Source organism: Bradyrhizobium sp. LHD-71 (genome assembly GCF_031157255.1).
In the GTDB taxonomy this organism is placed as follows: Bacteria; Pseudomonadota; Alphaproteobacteria; order Rhizobiales; family Xanthobacteraceae; genus P52-10.
The window spans coordinates 241,392-255,086 of record NZ_JAVIFX010000007.1; the positions used below are offsets into that span (position 1 = coordinate 241,392).

Sequence of the window (13,695 nt, forward strand, 5' to 3'; positions counted from 1 at the left end):
CCGACGTCAGGCTGCGATCGGCGTGCTGGTCGCGGCCGGCAGCCAGAGCCGATCGCCAAAGAAGCGTTCGCGCAATAGCATGACCAGAGTTGCGCGCTTGTGTGGAAAGTCGAAGTTCTTGATTTTCGCGAAGCCAGAGAGCTCAAGATTGCGAAGCTGCTGCAGATGCGCCGCCGCAGGCTCTCCGACAATCCGCTGTGTCCGGCAGTCGTCCAGGAACATGTAGTGCATCAGCGACGGCAGCCACGCACTGATATAACGGCGCCCGCGATAAGCATCTTCTCCGACGACGACGTGCCAACCGCGATCATAATCGTCCGCGTCGTAGAACGGGGCGATGCGGTTCTCCTTTGCCCAATAGACCTCGAAATAGCCGAACGGTGCACCGCCGAAGCAACCGATCAGTGCCAGCATGTGCGGGTCTTCGTGCAACTTGGACAGATAAGCGCGATGCTTCTCGAGACTGCCTGCTTCGTCCCAAAAGGCGTCGACGCGAGGATCGTTCATCCAGCGGTGAAATAGCTCGAGATCATCTTCCAAGTTCACCATACGAAACGAAATCGTCTGCGCGAGCCAGGGAATGAACCGTTCGTAAACCAGCCCTTCCGGCTTGGGTGAACGCTGCGGATGTCGCTTGCCATCCGTCATCACATGAAGCTGGGGCAAAGGCGGCCGTTCCGGATCCGCGAGCCAGTTGTCGCGACGCTGCATCGCAATTTCTGGAAGCAGCGTCAGCTCCTCCTCGACCGTCACGGCAAGACCGTGGTTCTTCAGTGCACCGGCAAGATGATCCTTCCCAGCAAGATCAAGCACGAGCGCCTTCAGCTCCGGACGCCATCCGAACATGGCCTCGACGGCCGCCGACATGGCGCGCACCGCAAGCCGCGGGTCATCGGGCGATTCCAGCAACTTGATCTGTGCTTGTCGTTCGCCGAGGCGCATCAACGTCGCGCCCTTCGACACGACGCGCAGTTCCGCGCCGTCTCGAGACACTGTCAAGCCGGCAGCGCCTGGCCCAATGGGAAACGGGCGAAGTTCACTTTCGCTCGCGGAGCACGAAGCCTGGTCCATCCGGCCCTCGCGTTTTTAAATTGCATGCCGTGCAACATCAGCGGCCTTGCCGCGCAGCTGCTCGTTGAGCGTGCGATGTAAAACACTCCGCTTGACGATGACAAGAAAATGCCTGGGTTCTAACTTTAGATTCCTTACAAACCTGTAGACTATGTCCGTCGGTCGCATCTGATGCGCCGTGAAGCGCCCATCGCGGATTTCAAACCGTCATGACGCGATCATCTGCTCAGATTGAAACCGTCCTCGGAACCGGCGAGAATTTTGCTTTTTCTTCTTTGACTGTCACTTCTTCGACAATCTTGCCGCGCCGCAAACGCACCACGCGATCCGCCGTCGAAAAGTAACGGTCATCGTGTGAAATGGCGACGATCGTCTTGCCCATACGTTTCAAGTCGGGCAGCAGCTCGGTGTAGAAGATGTGCCGGAATGTTGGATCCTGATCGGCCGCCCATTCATCGAACACGAGGATTGGCCTCTGCTCGAGCCAGGCGTTCATCAGTGCCAACCGTTTTCGCTGACCCGTGGAAAGATCGGTTGTCGTGAAGGCACCGTTCGCAACCGAAACTTTGTGCGCCACTTCCAATCGTTCGAGATATCGCTCCGCAACATCCGGAACGACCCCGTGCCCCTGCATGAGATCCTCGAAGAGATAATAGTCGGAAAAGATGGTCGTGAAGAGCTGCCGAAAGTCGTCTCGCGTGTCGGTTCCGACTTCCATGCCGTCTCGGAACACCTTTCCCGTTTGCGGCACATAGAGGCCCAACAGCAGCTTGATAAGCGTGGTTTTTCCGCTCCCATTCTCGCCGACGATGAAGACAATGTCGCCGCTGCGAATGCGCAGATCGATCGGTCCCAGCACGAATGGCTCGCTTCCAGGCACGGACTGGAAGGCATAGGACACATCGCGCAGCTCGATGGAATCGATCGTGTCTGCCGCCGTCGGCTTGCTGAGTGGCGGCGCAACCAGCAAATCCCGCTCGAGCGTCGAGAACTGCTCGGACAGCTCGGCGATACGGCGCATCGCCACCTGCGCGCGGCCAAGCGCAGGGAGAATTCCAATGACCTGATCGATCGGCCCTCGCATGAAAAGCAGGACCAGGACGAACCCGCTGGAAACTGATGCCGGACTGTCCGGCCACAGAAAGGGGCGCAGCGTCAACGCGACACCGATCACGACGAAGAACAGCATCGTGCCGAACGCCCGCGCGGTCACGAAAAGGTTGATCGACCTGATCTGCACCGAGCTGATCCGGTCGACGATGCTCTGGAGCTGGTCAACATACACGCGCTGCCGTCGCTGACGGTTCAGCCGCAATTCTTTCGCGCCTTCGGCGATTGCCCGATAATGCTTCTGCAGTTCGTCTTCGGAGTCACGGGCAAGATTGAATCCCCGAACCCCTCGCGTTCGCGCATAAGCATGGGCCAGCGAGCCAAGGACGACGACCAGTCCCGTAATAAGAAAGAGCGGCCACGACAGCACGGCCAGGTACACCATGCAACCAAGCGCGATAACAAGGGAGACAAAGAACGACGAGAAGAAGAACGCGAAGTCGCTGATCGTATCAACGTCCTGGGTGAGAACCGGGATCAGGCGATGTGTGCGGTAGCGCTCGAGTTGGTCGATCGGCGCAGCCAGAATCTTGGCGGCCAGCGACTTGCGGAGCGCCGCAATGATCCGCTGCCCGACATAGTTGGCGCTCATGTCCGCGCCGATCGAACCGATCAAAATCAAGAGGCACAGTCCAGCGAACGCAGCGACCAGCGTCGCGACATCGTGCTGCGTCGCGTAGAGTCCGCGATTGACCACCGCAAGTAAACCCGCGACGCTGGCGCCGCCGACCAGGCCAAGAAGGGTGCCACCGAGAACCATCGGCCAGTAGGGCCGCAACAGAAGAAAAACCTGTGCGGTCAGGCCTGTTCGGGGGTTCATCATGAATTTCAGTTCGCGCAACTTCAGTTCGGACAGGAGAGCTAGGAACCTACACGGCTCGTCGTCACACGAACAGCATTGCTTGAACGGTACGGGTATTTGATGACGGCATCGATCCGAGATCCCGCAATCGTTCTTTTTCGATCGATTCTAATTTATGACCGGCAGTGTGTTCAATAAAAGCTCTCGAGCGGACGCTTTGCCCTGATACCGGCAAGCGAGTAAAGCTGCGTTCGACTGGAGGACGATTTGGATCCACTGATCTCTGAAACGCGCATCGCGGTGGCTGACGCCACCGGCCTCGCCGCCCGAATGGTCAATCATCTTGCCGAGCACGATATCACCTTCGAGCAGCAGGACGGGCTCATGGTGGCGAAGCTGCCGTTCGGAACCAGCACGCTGGCCGTCGAGGCCGAGATGCTCAAGATCCGCGTCGAGGCGCCGGACAAGGGCAAACTCGAAATGCTGCGCTCGGTGGTCGCGTCCCACGTCATCGAGTTCGCCGGCGAAGAGACCCCGACGATCGTCTGGGAAGGTCATGAATCAAACGGCCATACGCTTGCGAGCTTCCGCGAGGTGCAGTTGAAAGCGTCCCGCGATCTGACCCCCCATATGCGGCGACTGACATTCGTCGGCGACGACATCGCCCGCTTCGTTAGCGACGACGACCTGCATGTCCGGATGTATTTTCCTCCCGAAGGCCTCGACAAGCCGGAGTGGCCCTGGCCGGCCCCCGATGGCCGCATCATGTGGCCGGAACCGGACCGCAGGCCCGTGACACGTTATTATACGATCCGCCGTATCGACGCGGCTTCCCGCGAGATCGACGTCGATTTCGTGCTCCACGATCACGCTGGCCCCGGCTCCGATTTCGCCCTCAAGGCGAAGGCCGGAGCGATCTGCGGAATGGCTGGGCCACTCGGCCGCGGCATCCGCCCGGCACGCTGGTTCATGCTGGCCGGAGACGAAACCGCACTCCCGGCAATCGCTCGCATTCTCGAGAGCTTGCCGGCAACGGCATCCGGCGAGGTTTTTCTCGAGGTCGCCGATCAACGCGAGGAACTCCCCCTCACGGCGCCCAGCGGTATGTCCATTCGCTGGCTGCACCGCGGCGACGCCCCGCCCGGCTCGACGCAGCTCCTCGCTGAGGGCGTTCACACAGTGCGATGGCCGGAACACCCGGATATCTTCGCCTGGGTCGCCGCCGAGGCTCAGGCCGTGCGCGGATTGCGCAAACACTTGCGCGACATGCGCGGCCTGACCCGCGAACAACATCTTGCCGTTGCCTATTGGAGCTTGCGGACATCATGACCTGTCGATGCCAGACGCATGATTTCTTCGCATAACTTTTCGACTGCCACAGCATGCACGTCTTCCGTCCGGCCGAAACTATCCACGTACCCCGCAAGACCGCGGCGCCACTGTTCGAACTGGATCGCGTCAGTTTCGCGGTCCCGCAACGCACGCTGCTTGAGCCGCTGACGCTGACCCTGCCTGCGCGAAGCGTGGTCGGCCTGATTGGCCACAACGGCTCCGGCAAATCCACTCTGCTGAAGCTGCTGGCACGACAGCAGCCGACGTCCTCGGGCACAATCCGCTTCGAAGGACGATCCCTGAAAGAGTGGAGCGACCGGGACTACGCGCGCAAAGTAGCTTATCTGCCGCAGCAGACACCACCTGCAACCGGCATGCTCGTCAAGGAGCTCGTTGCGCTCGGCCGCTATCCCTGGCACGGAGCACTCGGCCGCTTCGGCGAGGCGGATCGCGGCAAGGTCGCCGAGGCCATGAAGCTGACCGACGTCGGGCCGTTTGCGGAACGTCTGGTCGACACGTTGTCCGGCGGCGAGCGTCAGCGGGTTTGGATCGCCATGCTGATCGCGCAGGATGCCGAGTGCCTGCTGCTCGACGAGCCAATCTCGGCGCTGGACGTCGCCCATCAGGTCGAAGTGTTGTCGCTGGTGCAAAGTCTCGCCCGCGATCGCAATCTGGGCGTTGTCGTCGTCCTGCACGACGTCAACATGGCTGCCCGTTTTTGCGATGAAATCATTGCGCTGCATTCGGGCAAGTTGATCGCTCGCGGCACGCCCGACAAGATCATGACGCCGCAAGAGCTCGAAACCATTTACGGCATTCCCATGGGCGTGATGCCGTCCCCCGACGGCGATCGCCTCATCAGCTTTGCGCGCTGAGGGGCAAGCGATCGCCTTTGCGTCACTGCGAGCGCAATGCGCGTCGGGGGCGCGACAGCCAGAGCAGGTAGGGGCCGGCAAGCATCATTGCGAAGATTCCCGCCGGCAGCTGAAACGGAAATATCACAACCCGCCCCGCCCAGTCCGCCGCCACCATCAGGATCGCACCGATCAGGGCCGCGAGAACCGCCTGATGCAGCGCGCGCTGCGCCCCCATCATCCGCGCCATATGTGGCGCGATGAAGCCGACGAGGCTGAGAAGGCCGACCGCGAGCGTCGCCGTCGCCGTTAGCAGGGCCGTGAGCAGCATGATAATCGTCCGGCTCGTCATCATCGACACACCGACCGAACGCGCCGCGGCTTGGCCGAGCGGCAAGATATCGAGCCACCGCGACAGCATCGGCACCAATAGCAAGAGCATGGTCGCAGCCACGGCCAGCACGGCAGCCTCGACAGGGCCGACCTGGTAGAGTGATCCCGTCAATAGCGACAGCATCATCCCGATCCTCGGATCCCCGGTCGCGAGCGCAATGGCAATGAACGCGCCAAAAGCGGCTCCCAAAGCGACGCCCGCAAGCAACACTCGTTCCGGACTGAACTCGGATCGCCAGCTGAACAGCAAAATCAGCGCGAGCACGACGAACGCGCCGATGCCACCGGCAGCGATCTGTGCCGCCCGCATGTGGGCGGGGAACAGAAACAGCAGCACGATTACGCCCATCGCCGCACCGTAGCTGACACCCATCACCTCAGGCGCGGCCATCGGATTTCCGGTCATGCGCTGCAGCAGCGTTCCGGCCACCGCGAGCGTAGCGCCCGCGGACAGCGCCGCCACCACGCGCGGCCACCGCCATGGCAAGAACTCCTGGATGCCAGCAAATCCGCTCCAGCTCCAGCCGTCAGCGCCAACGCCGACTGCGAGCGCGATCCAAATCATCAGCAACAGCAAGGCGACGCCACCCAGCATCACCCGCCAGGGATGTTGAAGGCGCGGCGGAACCGATGGACTGAGTCCTCCGAGCGGCGCCGCGGCACGCAACCGCGGGAGCAGCCACAACAGCATCGGTGCACCGATCAACGCGGTTGCTGCGCCGGCCGGCATCTCACGGTAGCCAGGCGGGATCAACTTGACGAGCCCATCCGTCAACCACAGCAGGCCCGCGCCGCAGAGCGGAGCCCAGATCAACCGATCTGAGAGTCGGCGCGCGCCCGAAAGCATCGCGAGAGCCGGTGCTGCGAGGCCGACAAAACCAAGCACTCCGACCAGACTGACGACCGAAGCACTCAAGGCAATGGCAATCACAAGCGCACCGAGGCGCGCGCCTGTCAGGCCGAGGCCGAGGTTGCGCGCAGTCTCGTCATCGAACCCCAGCAGGGTCAGCGGACGAACCATCGCCGCGATCAGCGCCAAGGCGATCGCAAAACGCGGCGCCAGGAATGCAACGTTGCTCCAATCCTGCTGGTTGAGGAAGCCCGCGCCCCAGATGAACAGGCCGATCAGATATTCATGGTTCAACAACACGAGCACCTGGGCGGAGACCGCGCAATAATAGCTGACGATCAATCCGGCCAGCACCAGCGCCACCGGGGACAGCGCGCGGCGCCAGGTGAGCGCGAAGACGCACGCGAACGCGAGAAAACCGCCTGCGAGCGCAACCCATTCGCGGCCGAACGCAAGCAGCGATGGCGCCCAGAGCGTGGTGACAGCAAGCGCGAGATAGGCGCCGTTGGAGACGCCCAGCGTGGTCGGCTCGGCAAGCGGATTACGCAGCACCTGTTGGCAGACGGCACCTGCAAGGCCGAGCGCGGCGCCGCTCATCAGCGCCATCACGATCCGCGGAAAGACCGTATAATGCACGAGCATCTGCTGCGGATCTGTGACGTCCGGGCTCCACAACGCCGACAGCCACGCTGCGGGCGGCAAATGCGCAGACAGATCACGCCACGCCAGCACCGCAGCAGCAGCGAACAAGAGGCCAACCAGCATCGCCGGATGCATTGCGCCCGCGACCTTCGAGCGAGCCGGAAGCGTGTCAACCTTGCTCATGAGTATCCCGCGGCAAACGTTCAGCGAGAAGGCGCGCGAAGCGCTCTGCCGCAGGAATTCCCCCATAGAAGAACTGATTTCCGAGCACCGTCAGCCGCCCCGCACGAAGGAACGGCAAGGTCCGAAGCACCGGACTTGCCTTCAGCAGCGCCTGGACATCCGCGACGCGCGAGGTCATCAAGATCAAGCGCGCATCGGGAACCGCGGCCAGCACTTCAAGGCCGACGCTGGTGTGTCCCCACGGACCGCTGTGCCCCGTCCAGGCATTTTGCAATCCGAACCGGTCAAGCACGTCCTGATAGAGACTGTTCGGGCCAAACACGAGCGCACGATTGCGCGCAATCTCGCTGACGAGATAGAGCGGCGCGCCACGATCACGGCGCAGCCGCTCCGCGGCGGCCGCCATCGTGGCATCGAAGCGCGCCAAATAGGCTTCGCACTGTGCCTCGATGCCGAGACGTCGAGCGAGCGCCTCGGTCGAGCCGCGCGCGGTGTCCAAGGGCCTGCCACCAGGCCTGAAGATCGTGAACACCTCAACCGGTGCAACGCCGCGCAGCCGCGGCATGGCGGCCATCAGGCTCGGGTCGATGATGATGAGATCAGGTGCCAGGCTTTGCAGCAGTTCGAGATTTGGCTCCGTGCGCAGGCCGATTTCCTTGACCGCGGAAGGAATCTCGGGCTCGACGACAAGCCTGCCGTAACGTTCGATCTCCGGGATGACCAGCGGCACGACGCCAAGCGCGAGCAACGTCTGCGCGCAGGCCCAACCCAGCGCCGCGATGCGCGGCGGTGCGGGTGATGCGATGGCTTGCGGCACCCTCAGCATCCAACTGCCGGCCAGCGCTCCGCCGGCAGCCAGGCCCATCCCGATGAGGTCTCGGCGAGACGGCATCGAACCGGAGGTATTGAGGAAGCTCCGGCTCATGCGGTCAGGTTTCTGTGGACTTGGCGGGGGCGCACATGACATGCGTTCAAGCACGAAGTGCTTCTGAACGAAAGGCGTGAGCCAAAGCTTCTCCGATCACAGCCCGCGCACGCAAAGCGTCCGCCACCACATTTCCCATTCGCAGGAATTCATGGATCATGCCCGGATAGATCCTGAGGTCGACGGCGACACCCGCAGAGCTCAGTCTTGCCGCATACTCGTGCCCTTCGTCCACCAGAGGATCATACTCGGCAAGCACGATCAGCGCCGGCGGCAGGCCCGTCAGATCGACCGCGGCGAGCGGCGCAAAGCGCCAATCGTCCCGGTCGGCCTCAGCACGCAGATACTGTCTGAAGAACCAGTCGACCGTCTCCCGCTCCAGAAGATAGCCGGAACCATACCGGCTGTAGGAGGCCGTCGCCTGATGGGAACTCAGGCCGGGATAGGCGAGCACCTGCAGCACCGGCCGCGGCAGACTCCCGTTCGCCTTGGCCTCGATCGCAAGCGCTGCCGCAAGCGTACCGCCGGCGCTATCGCCTCCGACAGCGATACGACGGGTGTCCAGTCCCACGCTGCGGCCCGTGCGCCCGATCCAGGCAAGTGCATCCACCGCGTCCTCGAAGGCGATCGGGAATTTGTGCTCCGGCGCAAGTCGATAGCCGATCGACAGCACCGCGGCGCTGCTGTCTGCGGCAAGCCCGCGACACAATGGCTGATGCGAGTCGAGGCCGCCAACGACGAAGCCGCCGCCGTGCATGTAAAGCAGCACGGGCATCGGGCTCTCCGCGTCAGGCGCCAACGGCGCGTAGAGACGTGCCGGGATCGTGACGCCGTCGCGGGTCGGAAGCGAAAGGTCACGTTCGTGTGCGAGTGGCGGCGGATCGACATCGAGCAACGGCGACGATGCATCGAAATCGGTGCGTGCTTGCGCCGCGGTCAATTTTGGAAAGGGAATGCGCGCTCCACTCTCGGTCCCGGCCTGGACCATTTCGAGGAGCGCTGCGATATCAGGATCAAGACTCATGCCGCTTCAGTCCACCGGTTCGGAAATCGCTACACGGGAAACCTTCGATGCTGATTGCGGATCGAGCAATTCGCAGATCGACGCCAGAAAATCCGCATCCTTCAGGATTGCAAAGTGGTTGTCACCGACGACGCCGCTGTCGATCGCATCCGGAAGCGCTGCCTCGAGCCGATCGCGCTCGCTCAACTGGCTTGCCGTCCACCAGCAGCGAGGCGCGACCGCAAGACCGATCGGCAGTGAGCTGTCCTGCGCCAAAGTCTTCAGATGACGACCAACCGCGAGGGCGGCGGACAGGTCCTCGACGCCGAGCGAAATCTCTCGCGAGGCGTCCGCGACGACGAAATCGCGAACCATCTCCGGCTTTTCCTGTCGCCCCGGAACGAAGCTGTCGACCATGGCGAGGCAATCGACACGCTCGCCACATCGCTCAAGCTCAGCAGCAACGAGGGCGGCAAGAACGCCTCCGAGCGACCAGCCGACCAGACTGTAGGGACCTTGCGGTTGCGCCGCCCGAATTTCCTGCGCGTAATCGGACGCCATCGATACGAGTGACCGATCGGTCCAGGCTGGGTCGATCAACATCCGCGACTGCAGGCCAAGCACATGTCGACGCCCGTCGAGGCGGCGCGCCAATGGCCCATAGTCGAAGACTGTCCCGAAGCCGCCATGCAGGCAGAACACCGGACGGGCGCTTCGAACCGGCGCATTGAGGGGCAGCAGCGCCACCGGCGCCAACACGGTCGCTGCGGCGCTAGCATCACCCAGCAGCGCGCGGATCGTCGGCTTCTGCAGCAGATCGCGCAGCTTGATCTCGATACCGATGGTCTTGTCCTGGCGAAGCCGGGCGACAACCTTCAGGCTGAGGATCGAGTTGCCGCCAAGCTCAAAGAAATTGTCGGTGACGCCGACCTGCGGCACTTTGAGGATCTCCGCCCACAGCCGCGCCATGGCGATTTCAGCGGCAGTCTGCGGAGCGACGAAGGTCCGCGTCTCGGCGTCTGGCGCCGGCAGCGTCCGGCGGTCGACCTTTCCGCTCGACATCACCGGCAGCCGATCGAGCACGATGATCCGCGACGGCATCATGTAGGACGGAAGGATCTGCCTCAGATGATCTGTCAGTGTGTCGGCGAGACGTGCGGCAGCATCGATCGACTTCGGCGCGACATAGGCGACGAGCCGGCTGCCAGCCGAACCGGGAACAGCCAGCACTGCGGCCTGCTCGATCTCCGCATACTCGAGAAGAGCCGTCTGGATTTCGCCGAGCTCGATCCGGAAGCCGTTGATCTTCACCTGGTCATCGCTGCGGCCGAGATACTCGACGGTGCCGTCTTCGCGCCAGCGCGCCAGGTCGCCGGTCCGGTACAGCCGCGCCCCCGGCTCGGTGGCGAACGGGTCGGGCACGAAGCGTTCGGCCGTCAGGCCGGGCCGGTCGTGATAGCCGCGCGCCAGCCCGGAGCCGCCGAGATAGAGTTCACCTGCGACGCCGGCGGGAATGATGTTCATGGAATGATCGAGAATGTAAGCGCACCGATCGCCCACCGGCAGCCCGATCGGCGCGAAGGGCGTTTCGCATTCGCATCCGCCATCGACCTTCCAGACCAGCGGCGAGATCACGGTCTCGGTCGGTCCATAACCGTTGATCAGAATGCGCGGACCAAGCACGCGCCTCACCCTGTCGAAGCCCGCCTTCGGCATCGCCTCCCCACCGAACGAATAGAGCTTGACCGGCGGCGGCTTGCCCGATTGCTCCACCCAGTCGGCCACCTGCTGCAGATAGGCCGGCGGCAAGCCGATGTGGCTGACACGATAGGCATGCAAGGCTTCGACTGTCTGCTCCGGCGTCCACAACTCCGCATCGCGCATCACGAGGCGCGCGCCGTGCGACAGAACCGTCAGCCAGCGCTCGTGAGCGCCATCGAAGGCGAGCGAGAGGAAGTGCAATTCGCACGAGGAGTCATCGATCTCATAGACGGCTCCGGTGGCGTGGCAATGCATTGCGAGCGGCCCATGCGCGACCGCCACGCCCTTCGGCCTTCCGGTCGAACCGGAAGTGTAGATCAGGTAGGCGAGATTCTCAGCTCCGAGCTGCGGCTCGGGTGCGTGACCCGGCCCGGCTTCGAAGTCGAACGTGGAAAGCCGTATCGTTTCGACTGAATCGGATTTGTCCGCGACCTCCTGCTCGCCGGTGAGCAGAAACGCAATCCCGGCGTCGCGCTGGACATAGGATATGCGATCGCGCGGGAGCTCCGGATCAAACGGAACATAGGCTCCACCCGCCTTCAGCACCGCGAGCAGCGCCACCATGGTCGCCTCGGTGCGCTCGACGACGACGCCGACGCGCTGCTCGGGCCGAAGTCCACGGCCGATCAGGTGATGGGCAAGCCTGTTTGCCCTCAGGTCCAGCTCTCCGTAGGAAAGCTCGTTGCCGCCGATGATCAGCGCCGTCCGGTCCGGATGGCGCCTGGCATGAGCGCTGATCGCCTCGTGCACGAGCGGCAAGGCGATGGCGGGCGTGGCGTGACGATTGCAGATCTCCGCGAAACTCTGGTCGCGTGTCGTGACCGGATCAATGCTGCCGAGCACGGCCGCCGCATCCTGTGTCAGCAAGGCGAGCAGGGTTTCGAACTGCGCCTTGATCTGCTCCGCCTGCGCCGCAGTGAAATGGCTGGGCATGTAGGTGTATTCGACCTGCAGGCTGTCCTCGACGAGGACCGACAGATCCATCGGATAGTTCGTCACGTCGACATTGCTGAGGCCGCTGAATTGCAGGGCACGGTCACCGCCATCCATGGCGCGTTGAACCGGATAGTTCTCGAACACGATGATGCTGTCGAACAACGGCTGGCCGGCGCGACCCGCCCAACCCTGGATATCGTAGAGCGGTGTGTGTTCGTGGTTCCGGATCGCGGCATTGCGATCCTGAAGGTTGCGCAACCAGTCGCCCACGGTGCTTCCGGGCGATGGCGTTTCTATCACCGGCAACGTGTTGATGAAGAGACCGATCATCTGGTCGGCCCCGTCGAGACCGGTCGGGCGACCAGCCACTGTGACCCCGAAGGTGACCGTCGACTGCCCCGTATAGCGTTGCAACAACAGCGACCAGACACCCTGGATCACAGTGTTCAGCGTGATGCGCTCGCGACGGGCGAATGCCTTCAAGGTCGCGGTCGCTGTCTCGTCGAGCCGGGTATAGCAGCGGTCGTGACCTGAGGCCGGATGGCGGCGCGAGCCGAAGGCATCGGCGAGCTGGGTCGGCTCATCGAAGGTTGACAGCTGGTCGCGCCAGAAGCGCTCCGCCGCTTGGGCGTCCTGCGCCAACAGCCAGGCGATGTAGTCGCGGTAATGGACCCCGGCCTTTGTGGATGGCTTGTCGTAATAGCATTGCAGAACTTCGGCGACGAAACGGGCCGAGCTCCAGCCATCCATCAGGATGTGGTGATACGTCCAGATCAGGCGATAGCGATCGTCCTGAAGCCGCAGCAGGCGAACTCTCTGCAGAGGCGGCGCCGACAGGTCGAACTCGGCGGCGCGCTCGCCGGCAACGGCTGCTGCGAGTCTTTCGTCATCTACCGCCTGCCCGCGCCAGTCTTCCTGTTCGAACGGAGCGGTCGCATCGCGATAGACGGCCTGCAACGGAGCGCCGGACAATTCACGCCAGAGAAAGCCGGTTCGGAGCATCGGATGACGCGCGCTCACCTCGCACCACGCGGCTTGCAGCCGGCCGGGATCGAGCCCGCGAATTTCGACGCTGACCTGATTGACGTACACGCCGCTGCCGGCATCACGCAGACTGTGAAACAGCATACCCTGCTGCATCGGCGAGAGCGGGTAGATGTCCTCGATCACGCGCCAGTCGAGACCAAGCCGTTCCAACTGCTCGCTGGTAAGTCCCGCCAGCGAGCCAGGCTGTGGCGCCGACGTGACTTGCGATGATCGCTCGTCTGGACGCGATACGTTTGCAAGCGTCTCGATCGTTTGATGCTGGAAGACGTCGCGCGGCTCAATCCGTAGGCCCGCGAGCCGCGCGCGGCTGACCATCTGCAGCGACACGATCGAGTCTCCACCGAGTTCGAAGAAGTTGTCGGTGACGCCGATGGTTGGCTGTTGCAGCAGGTCGGCCCAGATCGCCGCAAGTGCAGCTTCCGTCGGCGTGCGCGGCGCCACATGCGCGACCGCCGCAAGCGCATCCGGCGCCGGCAGCGCCTTGCGATCGACCTTGCCGTTCGGCGTCAGCGGCAACGCCTCCAGCACCACCACCCGCGACGGCACCATGTAGTCCGGCAGAGCTGACGACAGCGCCGCCCGCAGCATGGATCCGTCCAGGTCCCCCTCGCCGGTCACATACCCCACCAGTTGACGCCCGCCGCCGACCTCGCGCGCAACCACAACCGCCGACCGCACGCCGCCCTGCTCCAGCAGCCGCGCCTCGATCTCCCCAAGCTCGATCCGATGCCCCCGGATCTTCACCTGATGGTCGGAGCGGCCGATATACTCGACCACGCCGTCACT

Annotated in this window: 8 protein-coding genes; 2 read left to right on the forward strand and 6 right to left on the reverse strand. The window is 63.3% G+C overall.

All coding sequences use genetic code 11. The annotated features are described in order from the left end of the window. Positions 1-6 precede the first annotated feature (6 nt). Together RCO31_RS10335 and RCO31_RS10340 are read right to left on the reverse strand one after the other, a co-directional pair. Positions 7-993, reverse strand: coding sequence for a GNAT family N-acetyltransferase (locus tag RCO31_RS10335; protein WP_308968247.1), 987 nt, complete (start codon positions 991-993; stop codon positions 7-9). Positions 994-1,297: 304 nt separating this feature from the next. Next, complete coding sequence (locus RCO31_RS10340) at positions 1,298-3,001, reverse strand: cyclic peptide export ABC transporter (RefSeq protein WP_308968235.1); 1,704 nt, start codon at positions 2,999-3,001, stop codon at positions 1,298-1,300. A gap of 249 nt (positions 3,002-3,250) precedes the next feature. Between RCO31_RS10340 and RCO31_RS10345 the strand changes: the two genes are divergently transcribed. After that, on the forward strand, positions 3,251-4,312 hold the full coding sequence (locus tag RCO31_RS10345) for a siderophore-interacting protein (RefSeq protein WP_308968236.1): 1,062 nt from the start codon (positions 3,251-3,253) through the stop codon (positions 4,310-4,312). A gap of 53 nt (positions 4,313-4,365) precedes the next feature. Beyond that, positions 4,366-5,190, forward strand: coding sequence for an ATP-binding cassette domain-containing protein (locus RCO31_RS10350; protein ID WP_308968237.1), 825 nt, complete (start codon positions 4,366-4,368; stop codon positions 5,188-5,190). Positions 5,191-5,212: 22 nt separating this feature from the next. Here the strand turns inward: RCO31_RS10350 and fhuB are convergent, their stop codons facing one another. The 4 genes from fhuB to RCO31_RS10370 all read right to left on the reverse strand — a co-directional run. Further along, a complete protein-coding gene (gene fhuB / locus RCO31_RS10355) occupies positions 5,213-7,237 on the reverse strand; it encodes a Fe(3+)-hydroxamate ABC transporter permease FhuB (protein WP_308968238.1) in 2,025 nt (674 codons plus the stop codon). After that, positions 7,224-8,162 (reverse strand): ABC transporter substrate-binding protein, encoded by a 939-nt coding sequence (locus RCO31_RS10360; protein ID WP_308968239.1) that lies wholly within the window; start codon positions 8,160-8,162, stop codon positions 7,224-7,226. The genes fhuB and RCO31_RS10360 overlap by 14 nt, the downstream gene beginning before the upstream one ends. A 46-nt stretch (positions 8,163-8,208) precedes the next feature. Next, the gene (locus RCO31_RS10365) at positions 8,209-9,186 is read right to left on the reverse strand and encodes an alpha/beta hydrolase (protein ID WP_308968240.1); all 978 of its coding nucleotides are present in this window, start codon (positions 9,184-9,186) and stop codon (positions 8,209-8,211) included. A 6-nt stretch (positions 9,187-9,192) separates the two neighbouring features. Continuing rightward, positions 9,193-13,695: amino acid adenylation domain-containing protein (locus RCO31_RS10370; protein WP_308968241.1), on the reverse strand; the 4,503-nt coding region annotated here is incomplete at its 5' end.

What these genes read in the sequence shown, in the direction of transcription:
- RCO31_RS10350 (WP_308968237.1), top strand. Translation starts at nt 4,366, where the DNA reads ATGCACGTCTTCCGTCCGGCCGAAACTATCCACGTACCCCGCAAGACC.
- RCO31_RS10365 (WP_308968240.1), bottom strand. Translation starts at nt 9,186, where the DNA reads ATGAGTCTTGATCCTGATATCGCAGCGCTCCTCGAAATGGTCCAGGCC.
- RCO31_RS10340 (WP_308968235.1), bottom strand. Translation starts at nt 3,001, where the DNA reads ATGAACCCCCGAACAGGCCTGACCGCACAGGTTTTTCTTCTGTTGCGG.
- RCO31_RS10360 (WP_308968239.1), bottom strand. Translation starts at nt 8,162, where the DNA reads ATGAGCCGGAGCTTCCTCAATACCTCCGGTTCGATGCCGTCTCGCCGA.
- fhuB (WP_308968238.1), bottom strand. Translation starts at nt 7,237, where the DNA reads ATGAGCAAGGTTGACACGCTTCCGGCTCGCTCGAAGGTCGCGGGCGCA.